Origin of the sequence: Micromonospora sp. NPDC049836, assembly GCF_044465125.1 — a bacterium.
Lineage (GTDB): Bacteria > Actinomycetota > Actinomycetes > Mycobacteriales > Micromonosporaceae > Micromonospora.
Map to the genome: position 1 here is coordinate 35127 of NZ_JBITLH010000014.1, position 23334 is coordinate 58460.

Here is a 23334-nt window from a genome sequence, read left to right on the forward strand (position 1 = left end):
GCCAACTCGCCGCCCAACGCGCTCGCCGCCCTGCGTCGCTCCGTTGCCTGCGCCGCTCGGTGCGCAGCGCCGCTCGGTGCGCCACATCGCCCGCCGCCCAGGGTCGCTCGCCGGTCTGCTCGCGGCGCGCCGGGGTGGCCCGGGATTCGCGGTTCAGGCGGTGCGGCGGATGGCCGCGTACAACTGGTGGCCGTCACCGATGGTGGTGATGTTGACCAGTTCCCAGCCGTAGTTGCACAGGTGCTCGACGGCCTCCAGCAGCGGCTGGAAGCCGCTGTGCCCCCAGCCGCGCCGGGCGGTGACCACGAGATGCCGGTACGGGTAGACGCGCAGGTCGAGCCGGCCGTCGAGGACGGCTTCGGCGCTGACCACCCGCTCCCTGGCGAGTCGCTCGGGCGGGATCATCGACATGCCCGTCACGGTAGGCGCTCCGGTCGAGCCAGGGCCCGGGGGAGGCTGGTCATAGCTGGCGCAGGCTGGTCAGAGCTGGCGGAGGCTGGTCACGGCGGGGGGAGGCTGGTCACGGCCGGCGGATGCTGGTCACGGCCGGGGAGGCTGGTCACGGCCGGCAGAGGCTGGTCACGGCCGGCGGAGGTTGGTGACCAGGGCCCGCCAGGCGGCCGGCGGGAAGGCGAGGTTCGGTCCCGACGGATCCTTGCTGTCCCGGACCAGCACAACCCCCGGCACGTTGCCCGCCACCTCGACACAGTTGCCGGAGTCGTGCGACCTGCTCGATTTGCGCCAATCCGGCGAGGGGACGGTCATGGCGTCACCTTCAACTTGTGGAGGAGGTCCAGGGAAGCGCGCTCGGACAGCGCCTCACCCAGCAGGCTCTCCCACTTGCGCACCATCAAGCTAATCCACTCCGGATGGTCGGCGATCTGGCCGCGTGCCGCATTGTCGAGGCAGAGCAGGTGTTCATTGCCGGGCAGTTCCGCAAGAACGAAACCGCCTCCCATGGAGATATGGGCACCCACCTCAAGCGGAAGCACGTGCAGGCGCACCTGCGGCAGCTCGGCTGCCTCCAGCAGGTGCCCGAGTTGGCGGTCCATCACGGCTGGCCCGCCGACAGGGCGCCGCAGTGCGCTCTCGTCGATGACGAACACGCAGTCCGGCGGTTCGGCGCGCCGTAGCAGATCCTGGCGGCTCATCCGCACCGCGAGCACCTGCTCGACTCGATCAAGGCGATGCACACCGCCAGCCGAGACGATCGCCCGTGCGTACTCCTCCGTCTGGAGCAAGCCAGGAATCAGGCATGGCTCGAAGTTGCGCAACCTGATCGCCTGCTGCTCGTAGCCCTGCCACGGAAGGAACCACGTTGGCGAGCGGTCCCCTTCGGGTTTTCTGAGCAGGCCGGCGAGGAGGCCTCCGGTGCCGAGGGCCTGGTCGGCGGCGACGGCGAACTCCAGGGTGGGTCGGCGGCGGCCGGTCTCGATGGCGGCCACGGTGGACGGGCTCCACTTGATCAGCCCGGCCAGCCCTTCCTGGGAGACCTCCGCGCTGGCCCGGGCGGCCTTCAGCGCCCGGATCCACATCTCGATGTTCATCCTTACCTCTCCGGTAAGTACGCGACCGCGCTGCGTAGTAAGCCCTGGCATCCTCCCCTGTCCGCAGGCCCGAGTCCAGGGTGGAGACACGCGGCCCGGCCGGTGGAGGCGATGACCCGCCGACCGGTCCAGCGGCAGGTCGCCCCGGCCCTTCCCCCGGCCGGGGCGACCCCTCCCGGGAGGTACCGATGACGACAAGAAACGGAGATCTTGGAAAGAAGTGGCCCCCAGAGGGGCCGGATCTCTCCAAGATCTCGAAACGACCGGAGCCGGCGTCGCCGGCGGGGGCGGCAGGGACGGCAGGGACGGCGAAAACGGCGGGGACGGCGAGACCGGCAGGGACACCGAAACCGGCAGGGACAGCGAAACCGGCAGGGACGGCGAAACCGGCGAGGACGGCGGGGACGGCGAGGGCGCACCTGCCGATGCGGCCGGCGTGGCGCTGCCGGGCCTGCGGGGCGCCCTGGCCGTGCCAGCCGGCCCGGCTCGCGCTGCTGGCGGAGTACCGCCACGACCGGGTGGAGCTGCTGGTCTATCTGGGTGGCCTGCTGGCGGAGGCGCACACCCAGTTGCCCGGCGCGACGGACCTGCACGCCCGCTTCCTGGGTTGGGCGCGGGCCGGGGACGGCACAATGTTTCACGTGAATCATGAGCCGGGTGCCGAGATCCACCACACCGACCCGTTCGCCGTGCCCGCCGGGCAACGCTCGCCGGCACGCCGGTTGCGCGGCCGGCTGGCGGCCCCCGTGACGCTCTGGACCGCGCCGGGTCCGGCCGGGCTGACCGTCTCGTCCACGCTGGTCGCCGAGGGTGAGCCGGACCGGCTGCTCGGGTTGGTCGACCCGGAGTCCGACCTGTGGGCGGCGGTCGAGGAGGCGGGGCGGTTCGCCGTCGCCCAGCTCGGGCCGGCGCACCGGCAGCTCGCCGACCGCTTCGCCGGCCTGTTCCCGTCGCCGGGTGGCCTCTTCGCGATCGGCTCGTGGACCGACACCCCGTACGGGCCGGTGCCGTCGGACGCCGGCGGGTGGGCCGGCTGCCGGCTCGACGCGGCCCGCGAGTACGGCTGGGGCCTGCTGGTGGAGGCCACCGTCGAGGCCGTCGAGCTGGCCGAGGAGACCGCTCCGCTGCTGCACTACCGGGGTCGGTACCGCGAACTCACGAATTGACGTGCCGTTGAACGGAGTGACCTGGGTCACTCGGCGCAGCCGGAGTGCCGTTCGGCGCAACCGCTGACCATGGCCGATCCGAGCCTTCCCCGGAGGGGAGCGCGCTCTCTACCGTGCGCGAAAATCCCCGACGCCTGTGAAGGTGGTGATCCACAGATGTCCACGGACACGCCTGCCTCCGCGCCGGCCGAGTCCCCGGCCGAGCGGTACCTCGCCGTACAACGCTCGGACGAGTTCGCCGGGTTGCGGCGCGCGCTGCGCGGCTTCATCTTCCCGATGACCGTCGCGTTCTTCCTGTGGTACGCGCTCTACGTCATTCTCTCCGCGTACGCGCGGGGCTTCATGGGCGCGAAGCTCTTCGGCAACGTCAACGTCGCGCTCGTCTTCGGCCTGCTCCAGTTCGTGTCCACGTTCGTCATCGCGTGGCTCTACTCCCGGTTCGCCGACCGGAAGATCGACCCGGTCGCCGACCGGATCCGCGCCGAGATGGGGGAGGTGACCCATGAACACGGTCCTCGCGGCTGAGGCGGGCAGCACCACCGCCCGCAACCTCACCATCACGCTCTTCCTGATCTTCGTGGCGATCACGCTGGCCATCACCGTCTGGGCCAGCCGGCAGACCAAGACCGCCACCGACTTCTACGCCGGCGGCCGGTCCTTCTCCGGCTTCCAGAACGGCATGGCCATCGGCGGCGACTACATGTCGGCCGCGTCCTTCCTGGGCATCGCCGGCATCATCGCCCTGTACGGCTACGACGGCTTCCTGTACTCGATCGGCTTCCTGGTCGCCTGGCTGGTGGCGCTGCTGCTCGTCGCCGAACTGCTGCGCAACTCCGGCCGATACACGATGGCCGACGTGCTGGCCTTCCGGATGCGCCAGCGGCCGGTCCGTACCGCGGCGGCGGTCTCCACCATCACCGTCTCGATCTTCTACCTGCTGGCCCAGATGGTCGGCGCGGGCGCGCTGGTCGCCCTGCTGCTCGGCATCAAGCCGGGCACCACGTTCCTCGGCATGGACGCGGACACCGCCAAGGTGGCCACGATCATCCTGGTCGGCGCCCTGATGATCATCTACGTCACGGTCGGTGGCATGAAGGGCACCACGTACGTCCAGATCGTCAAGGCGTTCCTGCTGATGACCGGCGCGATCGTGATGACCCTGCTGGTGCTGGCGCACTACAAGTTCAACCTCTCCGCGCTGCTCGGCGACGCGGCCAAGCAGTCCGGCAAGGGCGCGTCGTTCCTGGAACCGGGGCTGCGCTACGGCGTGGAAACGCCCGGGGACGCGTTGAAGACCTTCTACAGCAAGATGGACCTGCTCTCGCTCGGCATCGCGCTGGTGCTCGGCACCGCCGGCCTGCCGCACATCCTGATCCGCTTCTACACCGTGCCGACCGCCAAGGCGGCCCGGAAGAGCGTGCTCTGGGCGATCGGCATCATCGGCGCCTTCTACCTGCTCACCCTGGCCCTCGGCTTCGGCGCGGCGGCGTTGGTCGGCGGCAAGGCGATCACCGCGCAGGACAAGGCCGGCAACACGGCGGCGCCGCAGCTCGCCGAGGCGCTGGGCAAGGACTTCTTCGGCGGTGATCTGGGCGGGGCGACCCTGCTGGCGATCATCGCGGCGGTCGCCTTCGCCACCATCCTGGCGGTGGTCGCCGGGTTGACCCTGGCCTCGTCGTCCAGCCTGGCCCACGACTTCTACGCCAACGTGGTGAAGGACGGCACCGCCTCCGAACGGCAGGAGGTCAACGTGGCCCGGATCTCCGCCCTGGTGATCGGCGCCATCGCGATCGTGCTGTCGATCTTCGCGCAGAGCCTGAACGTGGCGTTCCTGGTGGCGCTCGCCTTCGCGGTGGCCGCCTCCGGCAACCTGCCGGCGATCCTCTACAGCCTGTTCTGGAAGCGGTTCAACACCTCCGGCGCGGTGTGGGCGATCTACGGCGGCCTGATCGCCGCCGTGGTGCTGGTCTTCTTCTCCCCGGTGGTCTCCGGGGCGCCGACGGCCATGTTCCCCGACCACGACTGGCACTGGTTCCCGCTGTCCAACCCGGGCATCATCTCCATCCCGGTCGGCTTCCTCTGCGGCTGGATCGGCACCCTGCTCTCCAAGGAGAGCGACGAGGAGAAGTACGCCGAACTGGAGGTGCGTTCGCTCACCGGCGCGGGCGCGCACTGAGCACCACCCCACCGGATCGGTCAACCGGGGCCCCCTCCACGACGCGAGGCGTCGGGAGGGGGCCCCTTCCCGCGCTATAGGCTGGCCGGCATGAAGGTCGCTCCCCGTTTCGGAACCGGACACCGCATCCTGGTCACCGGTGGCGCCGGCTTCGTCCCGTCGCACCTGGTCGACCGGCTCATCGAACGCGGCTGCACGGTGGTGGCGCTGGACAACTTCATCACCGGCTCCAAGGACAACGTCGCCCACCTGCTGGGCCACCCGGCGTTCACGCTGGTCGAGGCGGACATCTCCGACGGGCTGCCGACCCACCACCCGGCCCTGGCCGAGCGGTTCGACGCGATCCTGCACATGGCCTCGCCGGCCAGCCCGACCGACTTCGAGAAGCTGCCGGTGGAGATCCTCCGGGTCGGCTCGGTCGGCACCCTGGCCCTGCTCGAGCGGGCCACCGACGACGGCGCCCGGTTCCTGATGGCCTCCACCTCCGAGGCGTACGGGGACCCGGAGCAGCACCCGCAGCGGGAGACGTACTGGGGCAACGTCAACCCGGTCGGCATCCGGAGCGTCTACGACGAGGCCAAGCGCTTCTCCGAGGCGGCCACCATGGGCTACCACCGCAGCCGGGGCACCGACACCGCGATCGTGCGGATCTTCAACACGTACGGCCCGCGGATGCGCCCGGACGACGGCCGCGCCATCCCGACCTTCGTCGCGCAGGCGCTGCGCGGCGAGCCGATCACCGTGCACGGCACCGGCGAGCAGACCCGCTCGATCTGCTACGTCGACGACCTGGTGCGCGGCATCCTGCTGCTGCTCGACTCGACCGAGACCGGCCCGATCAACTGCGGCACCGAGCACGAGCTGAGCATGCGGCAACTCGCCGAGTTGATCGTGTCACTCACCGACAGCCGGTCCGAGGTGACCTACATCACCCGGAGCGCGGACGACCCGGAGAAGCGGCGGCCCGATCTCACCCTCGCCCGTGAACTGCTCGGATATGAGCCGACCGTGGCGCCCGAAGAGGGGCTGCGCCGCACCATCGACTACTTCCGCGGCCGGCTAGGGTACTGACTCCCCCTGGGAGGAGGCTGACACCCGCGCTCACCTCAGGGCGTCGGTGGCCCGGCCGACCTACCCTCGGTTACATGTCCGCCACCACGTCTGCCGGCGCGCCGTTTCCCTACCTGAGTCGGAACTCGGGCCGCGCCCAGGTCCCCGGCCCCGGCCGGGACGCCGCCGGGCGCGCCCGTGCCACCGGGGCCCGCTGGTACCCGTCGTACGACGAACAACCCGGCCCGGACGGGCCGGGTGGCCCCGGCGGACCGGCCGGCCCGCGCGGGCCGGGCGGCGGACCGGGTGGCACCCCGGGCCGGCGTGGCCCGCGCCCGCGCTGGGGGCGGATCGGCCTGGTGGCCGGCGTCGCGGTGCTGCTGCTCGCGCTGCTCGGCGGCATCGGCGCCTGGTTCTACGCCCGCAACCTCAACGGCGACCTGGCCCGCACCGACCCGTTCTCGGAGATCACCGGCGGTCGGCCGGCGAAGCAGGTCGAGGGCGCGTTGAACATCCTCATGGTGGGCAGCGACTCGCGCGACCCGGACGCCCCGCTGGACGGCGCCGGCAAGTGGCGCGCCGACACGCTGATCCTCATGCACGTGCCGGCCGACCACAAGCAGGCCTACCTGGTCTCCATCCCCCGCGACCTGTACGTGCCGATCCCGGAGAGCGCGGGCGCGTCCTGCGACTCCGGCTCCCGCAACAAGATCAATGCCGCCTTCGCGTTCGGCGGCCTGCCGCTGGCGGTGAAGACCGTGGAGTGCTTCACCGATGTCCGGATCGACCACGTGATGGCGATCGACTTCGGCGGCTTCAAGGAGGTCACCGACGCCCTCGGCGGGGTGGACCTGAAGGTGGAGCGGACCATCACCTCGATCCACAAGCCGTACCGGACGTTCACCAAGGGCGTGAACCACATGGACGGCGCCGAGGCGCTGGACTGGGTGCGGCAGCGCAAGCAGTTCCCCGACGGCGACTTCGCCCGGATGCGCCACCAGCAGGAGTTCCTCAAGGCGCTGATGGACAAGGCGGCCAGCACCGGGACATTGACCAACCCGAAGAAGCTGAACGGTTTTCTCCAGGCGGTGACCGCGGCGGCCACCGTCGACCAGGGCTTCTCGGTGACCGACATGGCGCTGCAGTTCCGCAGCCTCCGGGGCGACAACCTGACCTTCATCACCAGCCCGAACCTCGGCGGCCAGGACGTCGACGGCCAGTCGGTGGTGGTCTCCGACCGGGAGAAAGCGCTGGCGATGTACCAGGCCATCGCGAAGGACAAGATGGCCGACTGGGTGCGGGCCAACCAGAAGAGCGACCCGGGCAACGGCGGCTGACGACGCGGGAAACACGCAACCGGTCGGCGGTCGAGGCTCGTCTGGTGTCGAGCCAACCGCCGACCGGCCGCATTCAATCATCCGTTCGGTCAATTTATCGGCGCGATTGCCAAGATGTGTGGGAATAGCCCGTACACGAGGTCGCGAGAACGGCAACAGATACGTACAGTGGTCCCGCCCCCGATCACCGAGCTGGAGCACGCATGCCGGTCCAGACCAGCCGTCGCCCTCAGTCACCTGATCCTGGAGCACCCGGCCGGGTGCCTCCCATCATCCCGACCCAGCCCGGCCCCGGCGGTGCCGGTGGCGGGCGGAAGCGGACCAAGCGCAAGGACCCACTCTGGGCCAAGCTCACGGTGATCTTCGGTGCGGTGCTGATGATGACCAGCGGTCTGGCGATCGTCGGCAGCAAGGCGGTGATCGGCCAGGCCACCAGCAACATCAAGCAGGGCAACCTGATCGGCGACGCCGGCAAGAGCGACGCCGAGGGCGGCAGCAGCCTCGAAGGCCCGATCGACATGTTGCTGCTCGGCGTCGACGCCCGGGCGAGCTGGGACGCCGACGACGTCCGCTCGGACAGCATCATCATCCTGCACATCCCGGCCAGCCACGACCAGGCGTACCTGATCTCGATTCCCCGGGACACCGAGGCGCACATCCCGAGCTGGCCGAAGGGCAACTGGGACGGCGGCGTGGAGAAGATCAACGCGGCCTTCCAGATCGGCGCCCGCAACAAGGGCGGCTGGGAGGGCGGCGCCCAGTTGATGGCGAAGACCATCAAGTCGATGACCGGGGTCAGCTTCGACGGCGCGGCGATCATCAACTTCGGCGGCTTCAAGAAGATCATCGACCAGCTCGGCACGGTGCACATCTGCGTCAACCACAAGGTCACCTCGAAGCACATGTCGTACGTCGACGGCAAGCCGATGTGGAACGCGGACGCGAAGAAGACCGGCAAGCCGAGGACCCCGGTGGTGCACAAGAAGGGCTGCCGGGAGATGAAGGGCTGGGAGGCGCTCGACTTCGCCCGCCAGCGCTACGGCCTGCCGAACAGCGACTACGACCGGCAGCAGAACCAGCAGCAGCTGATCAAGGCGATGGCGAAGAAGGCCACCGAGAAGGGCATGCTGACCAACCCGCTGAAGCTCAACGCCATGATGAAGGCGGCCGGCGAGTCGCTCATGCTCGACACCGGCAAGGTGCCGATGGAGGACTTCATCTACACCCTCAAGGGCCTCAACGGGAACGACCTGGTCACGCTGCGGACCAACGGCGGCACCTACGCCACCAACGCCAGCGGCCGGGAAGCACTCAACGAGCTGAGCATGGAGATGTTCCGCGCGGTCAAGCAGGACAAGCTCGCGGACTTCGTGGTGGCGAACCCGAGCGTGCTCTCCACCCGGAAGTGACCCGGTGACCCGGCGGTAGCTGCGGGAAAGCGGCCACCGCCGGAGTTCCGGCCCGTAGCCTGACGTGAGCAGGTCTCACGTCGTCACGGCTGCGGGGGAGGGTGTCACGTCCAGGCCAGCACGGACCGGACGCGGGCGGGGTCGACCCGGCCGCCGCAGCCGGTTCCTGCTCGGCGCGGGCCTCGCCCTGCTGCTGCTCGCCACCGTCGGGCTGGCCGGGCTGCACTGGCTCACCAACCGGTACGACCGCACCGTCACCAAGGAACAGCTGCTCGACGCGAGCGCCCGGCAACCCCGGACCGACCTCTCACGGGCCCTCAACTACCTGCTGATCGGCTCCGACCACCGGGCCGGCACCAACCCCGAGGACCAGCGCTCGGACACCATCCTGATCGTGCACGTGCCGGCCGGCATGCGACAGGCGTACCTCATCTCGATCCCCCGCGACCTGCTGGTCGCCATCCCGGCGGCGCCCGGCTACGGCGGCGGCCAGGACAAGATCAACGCGGCGTACGAGCACGGCGGCGGCGGCGCGGGCGGGGCCCGCCTGCTCTCCGCCACCCTGACCCGGCTCACCGGGACCCGCTTCGACGGCGCCGCGCTGATCGACTTCTCCGGCTTCAAGCAGGTCATCGACCTGCTCGGCGGCATCCGGATGTGCGTCGACACCCCGGTCCGGTCGATCCACACCAAGACCCAGTTCGAGCCGGGCTGCCAGCAGATGGACGGCGCACGGACGCTGGACTACGTCCGGCAGCGCTACGACCTGCCCGGCGGCGACTACGACCGGCAGCGGCACCAGCAGCAGATGCTGCGGGCGGTGCTCGACAAGGCCGGCGAGACCCACCTGCGCAGCGATCCGGTGAAGCTGGACCGGGTGCTCCGCGCCGTCGGCGGCGCGCTGACCCTGGACAGCAACGGCGTACCCCTGGAAGACCTGCTCTTCGCCCTCCGCTCGCTGCCCGCGGACGCGCTGCGCGGGGTGCAGGTCCCGTCCTACCCGCAGACCATCGACCAGGTGTCGTACGTGGTGCTCGACAGCGGCGGCGGCGGGCTCTTCGACGCGCTGCGGGCCACCCGGATGCCGGACTGGGCCGCCGCCAATCCCCGCTGGGTCAACCGGCTCTGAGCGGACCGGCCGTCTAGGCTTGTCCCCGTGTTCGGACCCCAGGTTCCCAGCGTGCCCGCGTCGGCCGTGCCCGACGAGACCTACCTGCTCGACGTCCGGGAGGACGACGAGTGGGCCGCCGGCCACGCGCCGGCCGCCCACCACCTGCCGATGACCGAGTTGCCCGCGCGACTGAGCGAGGTGCCGGACGACCAGGAGGTGTCGGTGATCTGCCGCTCCGGTGGCCGCTCCGCCCAGGTCGTCGCCTACCTCCTGCGCAACGGCTGGGACCAGGTGCGCAACGTCGACGGCGGGATGGGCGAGTGGGCCGCCGCCGGCCGCCCGGTGGTCACCGACGACGGGCAGCCGGGCCAGGTGGTCTGAGGCTTCCACGGCCATGACCATTCCACTGGTCTTCGCGCACCGCGGCTCCTCGTACGACCTGCCCGAGCACACGCTCGCCGCGTACCTGCGCGCCCTCGACGAGGGCGCCGACGGGCTGGAGTGCGATGTCCGGCTCACCCGGGACGGGCACCTGGTGTGCGTGCACGACCGCCGGCTGGACCGGACCAGCAACGGCCACGGCCTGGTCAGCGCGCGTACCCTCGCCGAGCTGGAGCTGCTCGACTTCGGCTCGTGGCACCCCGGCGTGCTCGCCGAGGGGGACGAACCGCTCGACGAGTCGCACACCCGGCTGCTCACCCTGGAGCGGCTCCTCGACGCCGTGCTGGCCGCCGGCCGGCCGGTCCGGCTGCTGATCGAGACCAAGCACCCCACCCGGTACGGGCGGGACGTGGAACGCCGCCTGGTCGGCATGCTGCGCCGGTACGGGCTGGCCGAGCCGGGCCCGGACGACCCGGTCCGGGTCACCGTGATGTCGTTCTCCCCGCTCGCCGTCCGCCGGATCCGTGAGCTGGCTCCCGCCCTGCCCACGGTGCTGCTGCTGGAGGTGCTGCCGCGCTGGCTGCGGCTGGGCCGGCTGCCGTTCGGCGCCCCGATCGCCGGGCCGGGCATCGGCCTGCTGCGGGCCCGGCCGCAGTTGGTCCCCGCGCTGCGGGCCGCCGGCCATCAGGTCTACGTCTGGACGGTCAACGAGCCGGCGGACCTGGAGCTGGTGCTGGCCGCCGGGGTGGACGGGGTGATCACCGACCGGCCCGCCCTGACCCTGGCCCGGTTGGGTCGCTGAGCGCCGCCGGCCCGCCCGGTGGCCCGTCCCGCCCCGGCACCCGCCGCGCGGCGGATCGACCCGGTGGCCGGTCCCGCCCCGGCGCCCGCCGCGTGGGGGGTCCACCCGGTGGCCGGTCCCGCCCGGCCGGGCGGGGGTGTCCGGCGACCGGGCGGCGGGGCACACTCGGGACATGCCGGAGCGAACCGACTACCCCGCCCTCATCGCCGGCCACACCCGCGTCATCTCCATGATCAACTCAGGGGAGGCCGGCCTGCCGGTGCTCAACCGGCTGCTCGGGGTGGTCGAGCCGGCCGTCGGCGCGGCCGGCCTGGTCTGGGTGGAACTCGCCCCGGCCGGCGGCCGGGTCATCGCCGCCACCGGCAGCGCCGAGTTCGTCATCGGGCACCCCCTGCCGCCCACCGACCCGACCACCGTCTGCCTGCTCTCCGGCCCGCCGCTACGGGAGATCCCGGTGGACACGATCCCCGGCTCGCTCGCCGACGAGCTGGCCGGGCGCGGGCTGCACCGCATGATCGTCGCCCGGGCCAAGGTCGGCGGCCTCACCGTCGGCAGCCTGCACGCCCTCTACCCGGCCGGCGACCGGCTCGACGCCTCCCAGCGCGCCGTCATCGGCTACGTCGCCGCCTGCATCGCCCACATGTACGGCGACCAGTCCGGCCTGCCCGTCCACGGGGACGGCCCGGTGGTCGCCGCGCTGGCCGACGGCCTCGCCGTGGTCGACCGGGAGCACCACGTACGGCTCTGGAACCCGGCCGCCGTGCAGGTCGCCGGCCGGCCGGCGAGCGAGGCGCTGAACCGGCCGCTGCCGTTCCCGCTCCCGCCCTCCGGCCAGGTGCTCGACCACCGGCTGCCGGACGGTCGCTGGCTGCGGATCACCGCCGGCGAGCTGCCCGGTCCCGGCGCGCTGCGCGTGGTCACCTTCCGGGACATCACCGACCAGCAGCGCCGCGACCACGACCGGGATCTCTTCGTCGCGGTGACCAGCCACGAGCTGCGCACCCCGGTCACCGTGATCAAGGGGTACGCGGACACCCTCACCGACCACTGGGAGTCGCTGAGCGACGGCGACCGGCGCCAGGCCGCCCGGATCATCGGGCAGCGCGCCAACGAGCTGGCCCGGCTCGTCGACCGGCTGCTCACCGCCGCCACGGAGAACCGGCCCGGCGAGCAGTCGGCCGCCCCGTTCGACCTGGCCGAGGCGCTGCGCACCGCGGTGACCGACCTGCCGGCGGACGTCCGGCACCGGGTCGTCCTGGACCTCCCGGCCGACCTGCCCAAGGCGCTGGGCGACCGGCACAGCGTCGCCACCGTGCTGACCGAGCTGAGCACCAACGCCGGCAAGTACTCGCTGCCGGACACCCCGATCGAGGTGTCCGCCGAGGCGAACGAGCGGACCGTCTCCCTGCGGGTCGCCGACCGGGGCATCGGCATCCGGCCGGAGCACGTGGAGCGGGCGTTCGACCGGTTCTGGCAGGGCGAGTCCGGCGACCGGCGCCGATATCCGGGGGCCGGGCTGGGTCTCTATCTCGTCCGCCAGATCGTTGAACAACAGAATGGATGGGTATCCCTCCGACCGAGAGCCGGCGGGGGTACGGTCGCAGAGGTGCGGCTGCCCCGGGGCTGACCAGGTGACCGGGGGTGAGGGGACAGCGGTGGCGACGGGTTGGGCCGAACGATCGTGGTGCGTGGTGGTGCCCCACCACGCGACCGGTGCCCGCCTGGCCCGGCACCGGCTCGCCGACGAACTGGCCGCGCTGGTTTCCCCCGCCCGGCTGGCGGACCTCGTGGCGGTCCTCGCCGAACTGGTGGGCAACGCGGTCCGGCACGCCGAGCCGCTGCCCGGCGGCGTGGTCCGGGTCGCCTGGCGACTGCGGGCCGCCTCCGACGGCGGGCAGGCCGTCCAGCTGCGGGTCACCGACGGCGGATCGGTCGCCGGCCCACTGATCCGACCCTCGGCCCCGGACGCCGTCGACGGGCGCGGGCTGCACATCGTGGCCGGGCTGGCCAGCCGCTGGGGCGTGGAGCGGGACGGCCTCGGCCAGAGCGTCTGGGCCGAGTTCGACCCGGTCCGCTCCACCCGGCCCGACCTGGTCCCGGCCGGTTGACCGGCCCGGCCCGACGGGTCCTACCCACGCCGGCGCGTCCCGGCATCTAGGCTGTCTCGCCGTGAGCAAGCGTCGAAAGAACCAGCGGGCCGCCGAACCCACCCCGAAGCGGGAGAAGGTGCGCGACATCTACGTGCCCCGACCGTTCGAGGGTCTGGTCGACGAGCCGGAGTGGATCGCCCTGCGCGAACTGGTCCCGGCCGCCTCCGCGCCGCTGCGGCTGGCCCCGGAGCTGGTCGAGGAGTACGGCGACCGCCCGGTCACCCTGGCCACCGTGCTGCCGATGGCCGCCCCGGCGATGACCAAGCCCGACGGGCGGGTCCTCATCGGCCTCCAGCGCCACCAGCAGTCGGGCGACGTCTCCCGGGATCTCGCCGACGCCCTGCTCAGCGCCCTGCGGGCGGAGCCGGGCGGGCAGGTGTCGGTGGCCCCGCTGCCCGGCCCCGGCCCCCGCCTCCAGGACATCCTGGTCGACGGTCCGCTGGAGATCAGCATGCACGACGGCTTCGAGTTCTGGCTCGACCCGGGCGCCACCGACGACCCGACCGTGCAGGCGTCCCTGGAGCGGGCCAACGCGGCCGTCTACCCGACCGTCCGGCTGGCCGCGGCGCGGGCCGCGTACTGGTGCCAGGTGCCGGAGAAGGCGCACGTGCGCTGGGTGCTGCCGGACGACGAGGACCTGGCGCTGGACGCGCTGTCCCGGCTGGGCGCCGCCGGCGCGCTGACCCTCGGCGAGCAGACCCGCTTCGCGGGCATGTTCCGCGCGCACGGCCGCCTGGTGCCGGTCTGGGACCTGCCCGAGGACGTCCCGGCCGCCGACTGGGAGGAGCCGGTCACCGGGTTCGCCAAGCGCTACGCCGAGGCGCTGGAGGAGAAGGAACCGCTGGACGCCGCCGCCCGCCGCGCCCGGCAGGGCCTGCTCGGCCGGCAGCTCACCCTGCGCTGAGCGGCTCGCGGACCAGCGGGCAGGACATACAGCGCGGGCCGCCCCGGCCGGAGCCCAGCTCCGAGCCGGCGATCGCGATCACCTCGATGCCGGCCCGGTCCAGCTGGGCGTTGGTCTCCACGTTGCGCTCGTAGCCCACGCAGAGCCGGGGCGCGATGGCGAGGGTGTTGTTGCCGTCGTCCCACTGCTCCCGCTCGGCGGTGACCGGATCGAGGCCGGTGTCGATGACCCGGAGCTGGTCCAGGTCCATCGCGTCGGCGGCGGCCCGCAGGAACGGCGCCGGGCCGTCCACCCGCAGCTCGTCGCCGTCCGCCCCGGCGATCACCGTGTACGCCGAGAGCGTGCTGGCGATGTTCGGGTACATCAGCACGGCGTCGACGTCGACCATGGTGCAGACCGTGTCCAGGTGCATGGTGGCCCGCTCCTGGGCGACCGGCACCACCAGGATGGTGTGGGCCAGGCCGGCGGCGAAGACCTGCCGGGCCAACCGTTCCGCCCCGGCCGGGGTGGTCCGCTCGCCCACCCCGACGGCGAGCACCCCGGGGGCGAGCAGCAGGACGTCGCCGCCCTCCAGGTGCTCCAGCTCGGGGTGGTAGAGGAAGCGCGTGCCGGCGAAGCGCGGGTGGTGGCGGTAGATCGCGTCGGTCAGGCTGGTCTCCCGGCGGCGGGCCGTCATGGCCAGGCTGGTCACCCCGACCCGGTCCCCGATCCAGACCGACGAGTCGCGGGTGAAGAGCAGGTTGGGCAGCGGGTCGATGACGAAGTCGTGCCGGTTCATCAGCGTCCAGACCAGACCGCCCGGCCGGTCCGGGCCGATCCGCAGCTCCTCGTGGGCCAGGCCGGCGATGAACACGTCGGCGAGCGCGGCCGGGTCGAGGTAGGCCAGGTGGTCGGTGATCCGCCGGCGCAGGGTGTCGCCCAGCCGGGGCGAACGGAGCACCAGCTCGGTCAGCTCGGCCCGGGCGTCCGGCACGGCGAGCGTCTCGGCCAGCAGGGTCGCCAGGTAGAGCACCTCCACCCCGCGGTCGCGCAGGGCGGCGGCAAAGGCGTCATGCTCCTCCTGTGCTCTTCCCACCCATGGGATAGCGTCAAAGAGCAAGGAGTCGTTGTTGCGTGGGGTGAGGCGGGCGAGTTCCGGCCCGGGGCGGTGCAACAGCACGGTGCCGAGCCGACCGACCTCGCTGTCCACGTAGTGGGTCACCTTCGCAGCGTAGGACAGGCTTCCGCACCATCCGGGAAAAGAAGTGTGAATGAATATGGCATTCATCCGCACTCATTCCGGCGCTCCAACTTGCCGAGCCCCCGGGTAGGCAACGTAGGGTAGTGGAGACATAACTTCGAGAGACCTTTTGCCGGAGGTCGCGATGACTGTCTTTCCCGCTCGTCGAGCCGTACCCACCCGGGCACTGCCGCCCGTCGCGGTGCCGCACCCTCGGGCCGAGTCCACCTCGGTGCTCGAACCGGCCCGGCCGACGCCCCTGGAGTGGGCCCGCCGCCGCCGCGCCGAGCGGGGCGCCCGCCGGTTGGAGGCGGCCGGGGCCCGCGCCCTCGGCCAACTCGACCACCTCGGGCCCGCCTGGCACGTCATCGAATGGCCCCGCACGGACGCCGTCGACGTCCTCCTCGACCGCGGCCAGGACGACCGGGCCGGCTTCCTCGCCATCGGGCCGAGCGGACTCTTCGCGGTCACCATCGCCGACCACGGCCGGGCCCGGGTGCTCGTCGCCGGCGACGTCGTGCAGATCAACGGCAAGCGCCCGCCCTATGTGGCCGAAGCCCGGCGCGACGCCAAGCGGGCCAGCAAGGCCCTCTCCGACGCGGTGGGCCTGCCCATCCCGGTCACCCCGGTGCTGACCTTCGTCGGCTCCGGGGTGATCAGCGTGTACGGCCTGCCCAAGGACTGCCTCATGGCCACCCACCGGGAGCTGGACCGGCTGCTCGTCGCCGGCGGCAACCGGATCAGCCCGGCCACCGCCGAGAAGCTGTCCCGGGTCGCCCAGCACCCCAACACCTGGCTGAACGGCACGTACCGTCCAGCGGCCGACTACCGGTGGTATGAGGAGGGCCGAACGGCCGCTGACAAGCGGGCCGCCCGGCGGTAACGTCTCCGGCGACGCCACGCGGTCCGCGGATCCGCCCCGGTGGTTCCGTCGGCCACGCCGTCGCCGGCCGTCCACACCGGGGATCCGTCGCGCCGACACCCGTCTCCCGTCCGGCCGACGCCCCCGGCAGCACCGACGGCCGCCGGGCCCGACGCGGTCGGCGAGCGGCCTGACGACCGGCTAGCGTGGACAGACCGTCGGTGTACCTAGGAGGCGCGGTGGCCCACGTCGAGCTCTCGCTCTCGGAAGTGTTCGCGCCCACGGCGGGGACCTCGTCCGAGCAGGAGTCCGACAACGTCGGGCAGTGGTCGGCCACCGTTTCCCGGGCCGCCGAGCCCTGCCTGCTGATCGACGCCGACACCAACGTGCTGGCCATCTCGTCCGCGGGTTGCGCGCTGCTCTGCCTCGGCGCGCCGGAGGACGTCATCGGGCGGCCGCTGCTCGCCGGCGGCCTGCGCCTGGTCGACTTCACCGCCCGCCCCAGCGAGCTGACCGAGCAGGACACCGACAAGATCGCGCCGCTGCTCGCCCTGCACTCCAAGCAGCTCGCCCGGGGCCTGCTCCGGGTCATGGGGCCGGACGAGGCCGGCACCACGGTCGACGCCATCTCCACGCCGGTGTTCGCCGACGGCGAGGTGGCCGGCGCCCTCACCTTCTTCTCCAAGATCTGACCGGCCGCCGGCCAGGTGACGGACGCCGCACCGGGCGCCGACCGGGCGGCCGGCGCCGAGGCCATAGGGTGCCCCCATGCTCGATGTCGCGCTGTTGCCGGGCGAGTACGCCGTGTGCCGCCTGCCGGCCGGCTCCACCCTGCCGCCGCAACTCTGGGACGGGCTGGCCGACGGGGACGTGGTGACGGTCACCTGGACCGCCGAGGGCAGCTCGCTGATCTGCCCGGTCGACCGCGCGCCCGCCCAGGTGGTGGTCGAGACCGACTGGCGCTGCCTACGGATCGTCGGCCCGGAGGAGCTGCCGCTGACCGGCATCCTCGCCGCCCTGGTCGGCCCGCTCGCCCAGGCCCGGGTGAACGTGGTGGCCTTCTCCACCTACGACACCGATCACGTGCTGGTGCCCAGCGTGCGGCTGGCGGAGGCGACCAGCGCCCTGGAACGGGCCGGGCACCGGGTGCACAAGTGACCTTCACCCCGACCGGGGATCCTCCTACGATGGGCTCGGCCAGCAGGCCAGAACGACATACGTCGATGTCGAGGATCGGACCGTGCCCACCCCACCCTGTTCCGCCGTCCGCACCCGCCTGAGCCTCCCGGCGGCGCTGGCCGCCCTGCTCGCGCTGGCCGGCTGCGGTGCCCCACCCGAGCTGCGGCAGTCCAGCACCCCGGCGGTCACCGCCACCGCCACGGCCACCGCGACCCCCACCCCGAGCGCGCCGCCGACGACCGTCGACACGCCGGCCGCCCCGGTGCCCCTGCCCACCCCCAGCGACCTGATCGCGAACCCCTGCCCGGCCGGGCCCTCCGGCGACCGGGTGGTGTCGCTGCTGCGCGGCGCGGCCGGCGTCCTGCCCCGGGACGTCCGGGTCCGGGTGCGCACCGGTCCGCTCTGCGCCGGCGACTGGCAGTACACCGTGCTGGAGGTGACCGGGCACGAGGAACTCCAGGTGGTCACCCGGGGCGGGCCGAGCGCCCTGAAGCTGGTCACCGCCGGCACGGACGTCTGCTCGGTCGAGGTCCGCGCCGCCGGCCCGCCCGGCATCCGTACCCTGGCCTGCGCCGGCACCCCGGGTGCGTAGGCTGGTCGGCATGCCGGGAACACCGCCGACCCGCTTCGTCTACCTGGGTCCCGAGGGCACCTTCGCCGAGCAGGCGCTCCGTACCGTCCCCGCCGCCGAGCGGGGCGACCGGACGCCGGCCCGCAGCGTCGGCGAGGCGCTGGACGCCGTACGGGCCGGGGAGGCGGACGCCGCACTGGTGCCCCTGGAGAACTCCATCGGCGGAGCCGTCGGGGTGACCCTGGACGAACTGGCCGAGGGCGCACCGCTGGTGATCACCCGCGAGGTGATCCTGCCGGTGGAGTTCGTGCTCGCCGCCCGCACGGAGACGCCGCTCGCCGCCGTGCGCAGCGTGGCCGCGCACCCGCAGGCCTCCACCCAGTGCCGGAACTGGCTGCGCGACCACCTGCCCGACGCCACGGTGGTCGACGTGCTCTCCAACGGCGCCGCCGCGGCGGGCGCGGCCGCCGGCGAGTACGACGCCGCGATCTGCGCCCCGATCGGGGCGAACCGGCACCGGCTCGCCGTGCTCGCCGACAAGATCGCCGACCATCCGGACGCGGTGACCCGGTTCGCGCTGCTCTCCCGCCCCGGCCCGCCGCCCCCGCCCACCGGGGACGACGTCACCTCGCTGGCGGTCTACCTCGCCCACGACCGGGTCGGCGCGCTGCTGTCGGTGCTGATGGAACTGGCCGTGCGGGGCATCAACATGTCCCGGATCGAGTCCCGCCCGACCGGTGAGGCGCTGGGCCGGTACGTCTTCTTCCTGGACTGCACCGGCCACGTCGCCGACGTACGCCTCGGCGAGGCGTTGCAGGGACTGCGCCGGGTCAGCGCCGGGGTCCGCTTCCTCGGCTCGTACCCCCGGCACCGCTGGAGCCCGGCGGCGAGCGAGCGGCCGGTCCCCGCGCCGGCCGGCCTCTCCGACGCCGACTACGCCGACGCGGCGGCCTGGCTGGCCCGGCTGCGCGCCGGCGAGCTGAGCTGAGGCGCCGGGGCCGCCCGGTCGGCGCGGCCCCGGCGCCCGGTCACTGCAGCAGGCCGCCGAGCAGGCCGCCCTGCTGCTGTTGCTGCGCGCCGCTGCCCTGCACCGGCGGCTCCTCGGACGGCTGCACCACCACGAAGCCCTGGCCGGCGAAGCTCATCGTGAACGCCTCCCCGGTGCTGCGCCCGAGCAGCGTGCCGAGGCCGAGCTGCTCGGCCCGGTGGTAGCCGGTCTGCAGGTTGGCCGACCAGCAGACGGCGGCCTGCGGGTCGACATAGGTCGGCGCGTCCACGTTGAGCACCACCGGGGTGCCCTTGGTGGTGATGGCGATCCGGCCGTGGCCGGTGAAGACGCAGTTGAACAGGCCGGAGGCGGCGAAGCCCATGCCGCTGACCATCTTGATGTCGTAGGTCAGCGACGAGTCGAAGGCGAGCACGCTGGAGCCGTTGATGGACAGCGCGTCGCCGGGCTCCAGGTCGATGATGTGCACGTCCTTGGCGAGGTCGGCGAGAAAGACGTCGCCGCGGCCGCTGAGCTTCATCAGCGGGACGCCCTCGCCGGTGAGCCGCTGCTTGATGAACTTGCCGATGCCGCCGGAGCCCAGCGCCTGGAACTGCACCTGACCTTGGTACGCGACCATGGACCCGACCCGGGCCATCGCCTCGCCGTTCAGCTCGATCTTCAGCATCTTGGAGTTCTGCAGCCGCAGGCCCGGCTGCTGGGACTCCTTCTCAAGGTTCTCCGCGGAGAACAGGGCGCTGCGCATGGATTTCCTCCTGCATCGGGGTGTGCCTGCCCCGCAGGTTAGGGGAACCGCGCAACGGCGGGGATCGGCCAAGCGGGGCCCGGTGGGCGACCGTCAGCCCCAGCCCAGGCCGTGCAGACGGTCGTCGTCGATGCCGAAGTGGTGGGCGATCTCGTGCACCACGGTCACCGCCACCTCCTCCACGACGTCCTCGTCGGTGTCGCAGATCGCCAGGATCGGGTTGCGGTAGATGAGGATGCGGTCCGGCAGCACGCCGGAGTAGTCCCAACCGCGGTCGGTGAGCGCGTGCCCCTCGTAGAGGCCGAGCAGGTCCTCGCCCGGAGGCGGATCGTCCTCCACCAGGATGACCACGTTGCTCATCAGCCCGAGCAGTTCCTCGGGCACCTCGTCGAGGGCGTCGCCGACCAGTTCCTCGAACCGCTCCCGGCTCATCTCCACGGCCACCCGTCCGCTCCCTCCTTCACGTCGGCACGCCGCACGGCAAGGGTGCCCGGGTGGGCACCCTTGCCGTGCGGGCGTTCTCAGGCGAGGCGGGCGTCCAGCGAGATCTGCGCGCCGGGGGAGAGCAGCCGGGAGATCGGGCAGTTCTCCTTGGCCGCCTCGGCGAGCTTGGTGAACTGGGCCGCGTCCATGCCCGGGACCTGGCCGACGGTCTCCAGGTCGATCCGGGTCACGGTCATGCCCGCGTCGGTCTTGTCGAAGTGCACCTTGGCGGTGGTCTCCACCGAACTGTCGGTGGCGCCGGCGTCGGCGAGCTGCTTGGAGAGGGCCATCGAGAAGCAGGCCGCGTGCGCGGCGCCGATCAGTTCCTCGGGGTTGGTCCCCTCGCCCTCCTCGAAACGGGACTTGAAGGAGTAGTTGCCGGTGAGACCGCCCTTGCCGGTGCGGACCGTGCCGGCACCCTCGGTGAGGTTGCCCTGCCAACGTGCGGAAGCGGTACGGATAGGCATGGCAACGACGCTAACCGAAACCGGGGCGCGACGCACCGGGCAGTGCCGACCGTGCCCGGGCTCACGGTCACCGTGCCGGGCCGCCGGCTGTGTCATGATGCGACGCAGACCCGCGTGCGCGGAAGGTGGCCCATGTCCCAGGATCTCCCCATCCCCCGGCAGGATCACCGGTCCGACGACCCGACCGTGGTGGAGTGGGGTGACACCGAGCCGAGCCCGCCCGGCCGCCTCGGCACCTCGCTGGCCGGTCTGGCCCGCGACCACCGCCTGCCGCCGCTGCTCGTCGGGCTCGGCGCGGTGGCCGCGATCGGCTCGCTGGTCGGCGAGTGGCTGGTGATGACCGTCCCGAACGGCGGCCCCGAGGGGAGTGTCGCGGTCCGGATTCCCGGCGGCGTCGCGGAGGTCAGCGGCTTCGGGGTGGCCTACCTGGTCGGCCTGCTCGGCCTGGCCGCCGCGGTGGCGTTGGCGCTGCGCGGCACGCCCGCCGTCCGGCACAACGCCCGGGTGGCCGGGCTCGGTCTCGGCGCGACCGTGCTGGCGCTGCTGATCGCCACGGCCGCCTCCCTCGACCACACCAGCCAGCGCAGCCTCTTCTTCTCGCCCGAGGACGGCTTGCAGGTCGAGTACGGGCGCGGCCTGGTCAGCGCCTTCGCGGCCACCGTGCTGCTCACCGCGGCCCTCTACCTGTCCGACCGGGCCCGCGCGGGCCGGCCCGGCCCGGCCGAAGCGGACACCGAGGCCGATCCGGCCCCGGCGGAGGGGATCCCGAACCGCCGGCGCCGCCACTCCGACGCCGACGGGGTGCCGGCCGGGCCGGCCGACCTGACCGTCGAGCCCACGGTGCCGTTCGCCCGCCCCGAGCCGCCCCGCTGAGCCCGGCCGCCCCGCTGAGCCGAGCCGCCCGCTGAGCCGAGCCGCCCGCTGAGCCGGGCCGGGCCGACACCCGGCGGCCGCCCGGGGTTGGTGCCGGATTCGCCGGAAAGCCGTGGTTGCGGCGCACCCCGCGAGATACGGTTGCTGCCCGCCGTACTCAGGCCGCGGCACCGAGGACCAGGCGGCCGACGCGACGGCGGCGGGCGAAGGAGGAGCCATGACCCGCCCCGGGCTGCCCAAACTGATCGCCACCGACCTGGACGGCACGCTCGTCCGCAGCGACGACACGGTTTCCGCGTACACCCATGAGGTGCTGGACCGGGTGCGGGCCGCCGGCATCCCGGTGGTCGGCGCGACCGGCCGCGGCCCCCGCCTGACCGAGCTGACCCGCAACGACATCCGGGCCGCCGACTTCCTGGTGATGGCCGGCGGGGGCCGGGTGGTCGACCAGAGCGACCCGGACGGCCCGCTGGTGCTGCGGGACGAGCGCCTCGCCGGGCAGGTGCTGGCCCGGCTGCTCGCCGACCTGGAGGCCGCGGTCGGCCCGCTGACCGTGATGGTGGAGGCGTCCGACGAGCCGGACGCGCCGCTCTGGGGCGACTATCACCCGAGCTGGCCGTACCAGGACCGGTTCGAGGCGCGCAGCCGCCAGGAGTGCCTCTCCTGCGACGTGATCAAGGCGTTCGCCCGGACCGCCGACCACCACGTGGACGAGTTGCTGGCGGTGGCCCGGCAGATCGTCCCGCCGGAGCTGGCCGCGCTCACCCAGGCCGGGCTCGGTTTCATCGAGATCTCCCCGCCCGGGGTGGACAAGTCGACCGGGCTGAGCGTGGTCGCCGAACGGCTCGGCGTCGACCCGGCGGAGGTGCTGGTGTTCGGGGACCAACCCAACGACCTGCCGATGTTCGGCTGGGCCGGTTGGGCGCGGGTCGCGGTGGCCAACGCCCACCCGGCGGTCCGGACCGCGGCCGACGAGATCACCCTGCGCAACGACGACGACGGTGTGGCGGTCTACCTGGACCGGCTACTCTCCCGGTGATGGGAGATCCACCCCGGCTGGTCGCCACCGACATCGACGGCACCCTGCTCCGCGACGACCGCACGCTCAGCCCGCGTACCGCGGCGGCGCTGGCCCGGATCACCGCGGCGGGCACCCCCGTGGTGCTGGTCACCGGCCGCCCGATCCGCTGGCTGCCGCTGGTGTACGAGCAGCTGGCAGCGCCGCTGCCGGCGGTCTGCGCCAACGGCGCGGTGGTGTACGACCCGGTCACCGACGAGGTGCTGCGTGCCGACCCGCTCGCGCCCGACCTGCTGGCCGAGGTGGCCCGCCGGCTGCGCGCCGAGGTGCCCGGGGTGAGTTTCGCGGTAGAGATCGTGGACAGCCGGCAGATGCGGCACGAGGCGCACTACCCGCTGCGCTGGGACGCCGACCTGGAGGCCATCCGGGCCATCGAGTCCCCCGACGAGCTGCACTCGGCCCCGGCGGTGAAGCTGCTGGCCCGGGCCGGCGAACAGGACCCGGACGCGTTCGTCCAGGTGGTGGCGGCGGCGCTGGAAGGGCTGGCCGAGGCCACCCACTCGTCGTACAGCGGGCTGGTGGAGATCTCCGCGGCCGGGGTGACCAAGGCGGCGGGCCTGGCCTGGTACGCCGCCCGGCTCGGCGTCGGCGAGCGGGACGTGCTGGCCTTCGGGGACATGCCGAACGACCTGCCGATGCTGACCTGGGCCGGCCGGGCGGTCGCGGTGGCCAACGCCCACCCGGCCGTGCTGGAGATCGCCGACGAGGTCACCGGGCCGAACGACGCCGACGGCGTGGCGGCGTACCTGGAGCAGGTCTTCGGGGTGGCCTGACGGCCCGGGCGCGTCCCGGCCGGCGAGCCGGCGGCGACGCGCCCG

General features: G+C 72.8%; 27 protein-coding genes. 20 read left to right on the top strand and 7 right to left on the bottom strand.

The features are described from left to right. Positions 1-153: 153 nt before the first annotated feature. The 3 genes from ACIBPB_RS28340 to ACIBPB_RS28350 form a co-directional block, all read right to left on the bottom strand. Positions 154-411: a hypothetical protein gene (locus ACIBPB_RS28340; RefSeq protein WP_396842504.1), complete on the bottom strand. Its 258-nt coding sequence runs from the start codon at positions 409-411 to the stop codon at positions 154-156. Between the two features lie 168 nt (positions 412-579). Next, on the bottom strand, positions 580-765 hold the full coding sequence (locus ACIBPB_RS28345; protein ID WP_396842505.1) for a DUF397 domain-containing protein: 186 nt from the start codon (positions 763-765) through the stop codon (positions 580-582). Beyond that, on the bottom strand, positions 762-1547 hold the full coding sequence (locus ACIBPB_RS28350; RefSeq protein ID WP_396842507.1) for a Scr1 family TA system antitoxin-like transcriptional regulator: 786 nt from the start codon (positions 1545-1547) through the stop codon (positions 762-764). Before ACIBPB_RS28350 ends, ACIBPB_RS28345 begins: the two co-directional genes overlap by 4 nt. A gap of 425 nt (positions 1548-1972) precedes the next feature. On the opposite strand from ACIBPB_RS28350, the gene ACIBPB_RS28355 reads away from it, so the two are divergent. From ACIBPB_RS28355 to ACIBPB_RS28410, 12 genes are all read left to right on the top strand, one after another. Further along, a complete protein-coding gene (locus ACIBPB_RS28355; protein WP_396842509.1) occupies positions 1973-2713 on the top strand; it encodes a flavin reductase family protein in 741 nt (246 codons plus the stop codon). A gap of 156 nt (positions 2714-2869) precedes the next feature. Further along, positions 2870-3238 carry a DUF485 domain-containing protein gene (locus ACIBPB_RS28360; protein ID WP_396842510.1) on the top strand — a complete coding sequence of 123 codons (369 nt, stop codon included), beginning with the start codon at positions 2870-2872 and terminating at the stop codon, positions 3236-3238. Further along, the gene (locus ACIBPB_RS28365; RefSeq protein WP_396842511.1) at positions 3216-4889 is read left to right on the top strand and encodes a cation acetate symporter; all 1674 of its coding nucleotides are present in this window, start codon (positions 3216-3218) and stop codon (positions 4887-4889) included. Before ACIBPB_RS28360 ends, ACIBPB_RS28365 begins: the two co-directional genes overlap by 23 nt. A 90-nt stretch (positions 4890-4979) precedes the next feature. Next, entirely contained in the window at positions 4980-5960 is a 981-nt protein-coding gene (locus tag ACIBPB_RS28370; RefSeq protein WP_396842512.1) for a UDP-glucuronic acid decarboxylase family protein, read from the top strand. A 74-nt stretch (positions 5961-6034) separates the two neighbouring features. Continuing rightward, entirely contained in the window at positions 6035-7276 is a 1242-nt protein-coding gene (locus ACIBPB_RS28375) for an LCP family protein (RefSeq protein ID WP_396842513.1), read from the top strand. Positions 7277-7479: 203 nt separating this feature from the next. Beyond that, positions 7480-8685 carry an LCP family protein gene (locus ACIBPB_RS28380; RefSeq protein WP_396842514.1) on the top strand — a complete coding sequence of 402 codons (1206 nt, stop codon included), beginning with the start codon at positions 7480-7482 and terminating at the stop codon, positions 8683-8685. Positions 8686-8875: 190 nt separating this feature from the next. After that, positions 8876-9814 (top strand): LCP family protein, encoded by a 939-nt coding sequence (locus ACIBPB_RS28385; RefSeq protein ID WP_396842595.1) that lies wholly within the window; start codon positions 8876-8878, stop codon positions 9812-9814. Positions 9815-9841: 27 nt separating this feature from the next. Then, positions 9842-10177, top strand: a complete 336-nt coding sequence (locus tag ACIBPB_RS28390) for a rhodanese-like domain-containing protein (RefSeq protein WP_396842515.1) — start codon at positions 9842-9844, stop codon at positions 10175-10177. A 13-nt stretch (positions 10178-10190) separates the two neighbouring features. Further along, positions 10191-10979 (top strand): glycerophosphodiester phosphodiesterase, encoded by a 789-nt coding sequence (locus tag ACIBPB_RS28395; RefSeq protein WP_396842516.1) that lies wholly within the window; start codon positions 10191-10193, stop codon positions 10977-10979. A gap of 172 nt (positions 10980-11151) precedes the next feature. Further along, the gene (locus ACIBPB_RS28400; protein ID WP_396842517.1) at positions 11152-12606 is read left to right on the top strand and encodes an ATP-binding protein; all 1455 of its coding nucleotides are present in this window, start codon (positions 11152-11154) and stop codon (positions 12604-12606) included. A gap of 61 nt (positions 12607-12667) precedes the next feature. Beyond that, entirely contained in the window at positions 12668-13087 is a 420-nt protein-coding gene (locus tag ACIBPB_RS28405) for an ATP-binding protein (protein ID WP_396842518.1), read from the top strand. A 61-nt stretch (positions 13088-13148) separates the two neighbouring features. Further along, positions 13149-14033: a DUF5926 family protein gene (locus ACIBPB_RS28410; protein WP_396842519.1), complete on the top strand. Its 885-nt coding sequence runs from the start codon at positions 13149-13151 to the stop codon at positions 14031-14033. Here the strand turns inward: ACIBPB_RS28410 and ACIBPB_RS28415 are convergent. Further along, positions 14020-15234 carry an arginine deiminase gene (locus tag ACIBPB_RS28415; protein ID WP_357318923.1) on the bottom strand — a complete coding sequence of 405 codons (1215 nt, stop codon included), beginning with the start codon at positions 15232-15234 and terminating at the stop codon, positions 14020-14022. The genes ACIBPB_RS28410 and ACIBPB_RS28415 overlap by 14 nt on opposite strands. 163 nt (positions 15235-15397) lie before the next feature. Between ACIBPB_RS28415 and ACIBPB_RS28420 the strand changes: the two genes are divergently transcribed. From ACIBPB_RS28420 to pheA, 5 genes are all read left to right on the top strand, one after another. Next, positions 15398-16135: a hypothetical protein gene (locus tag ACIBPB_RS28420; RefSeq protein ID WP_046568726.1), complete on the top strand. Its 738-nt coding sequence runs from the start codon at positions 15398-15400 to the stop codon at positions 16133-16135. A 218-nt stretch (positions 16136-16353) separates the two neighbouring features. Then, a complete protein-coding gene (locus ACIBPB_RS28425) occupies positions 16354-16806 on the top strand; it encodes a hypothetical protein (protein WP_396842520.1) in 453 nt (150 codons plus the stop codon). Positions 16807-16882: 76 nt separating this feature from the next. After that, positions 16883-17272 carry an ACT domain-containing protein gene (locus tag ACIBPB_RS28430; protein ID WP_396842521.1) on the top strand — a complete coding sequence of 130 codons (390 nt, stop codon included), beginning with the start codon at positions 16883-16885 and terminating at the stop codon, positions 17270-17272. A gap of 118 nt (positions 17273-17390) precedes the next feature. Continuing rightward, complete coding sequence (locus tag ACIBPB_RS28435; RefSeq protein WP_396842596.1) at positions 17391-17885, top strand: hypothetical protein; 495 nt, start codon at positions 17391-17393, stop codon at positions 17883-17885. Positions 17886-17895: 10 nt separating this feature from the next. Then, complete coding sequence (gene pheA, locus ACIBPB_RS28440) at positions 17896-18852, top strand: prephenate dehydratase (RefSeq protein WP_396842522.1); 957 nt, start codon at positions 17896-17898, stop codon at positions 18850-18852. 40 nt (positions 18853-18892) lie between these two features. On the opposite strand, the gene ACIBPB_RS28445 is transcribed toward pheA, so the two are convergent. From ACIBPB_RS28445 to ACIBPB_RS28455, 3 genes are all read right to left on the bottom strand, one after another. Beyond that, positions 18893-19615, bottom strand: coding sequence for an AIM24 family protein (locus ACIBPB_RS28445; protein WP_396842523.1), 723 nt, complete (start codon positions 19613-19615; stop codon positions 18893-18895). A gap of 93 nt (positions 19616-19708) precedes the next feature. Continuing rightward, positions 19709-20053, bottom strand: coding sequence for a metallopeptidase family protein (locus ACIBPB_RS28450; protein ID WP_396842597.1), 345 nt, complete (start codon positions 20051-20053; stop codon positions 19709-19711). An 83-nt stretch (positions 20054-20136) separates the two neighbouring features. Then, the gene (locus tag ACIBPB_RS28455; protein ID WP_396842524.1) at positions 20137-20565 is read right to left on the bottom strand and encodes an OsmC family protein; all 429 of its coding nucleotides are present in this window, start codon (positions 20563-20565) and stop codon (positions 20137-20139) included. A 132-nt stretch (positions 20566-20697) separates the two neighbouring features. Here ACIBPB_RS28455 and ACIBPB_RS28460 point away from each other — a divergent pair, with 132 nt between their 5' ends. The 3 genes from ACIBPB_RS28460 (at position 20698) to ACIBPB_RS28470 (ending at position 23289) form a co-directional block, all read left to right on the top strand. Beyond that, positions 20698-21438: a hypothetical protein gene (locus ACIBPB_RS28460; protein ID WP_396842525.1), complete on the top strand. Its 741-nt coding sequence runs from the start codon at positions 20698-20700 to the stop codon at positions 21436-21438. Positions 21439-21655: 217 nt separating this feature from the next. Next, positions 21656-22477 (top strand): HAD family hydrolase, encoded by an 822-nt coding sequence (locus ACIBPB_RS28465; protein WP_396842526.1) that lies wholly within the window; start codon positions 21656-21658, stop codon positions 22475-22477. Then, a complete protein-coding gene (locus ACIBPB_RS28470) occupies positions 22477-23289 on the top strand; it encodes an HAD family hydrolase (protein ID WP_396842527.1) in 813 nt (270 codons plus the stop codon). The genes ACIBPB_RS28465 and ACIBPB_RS28470 overlap by 1 nt, the downstream gene beginning before the upstream one ends. Positions 23290-23334 lie beyond the last annotated feature (45 nt).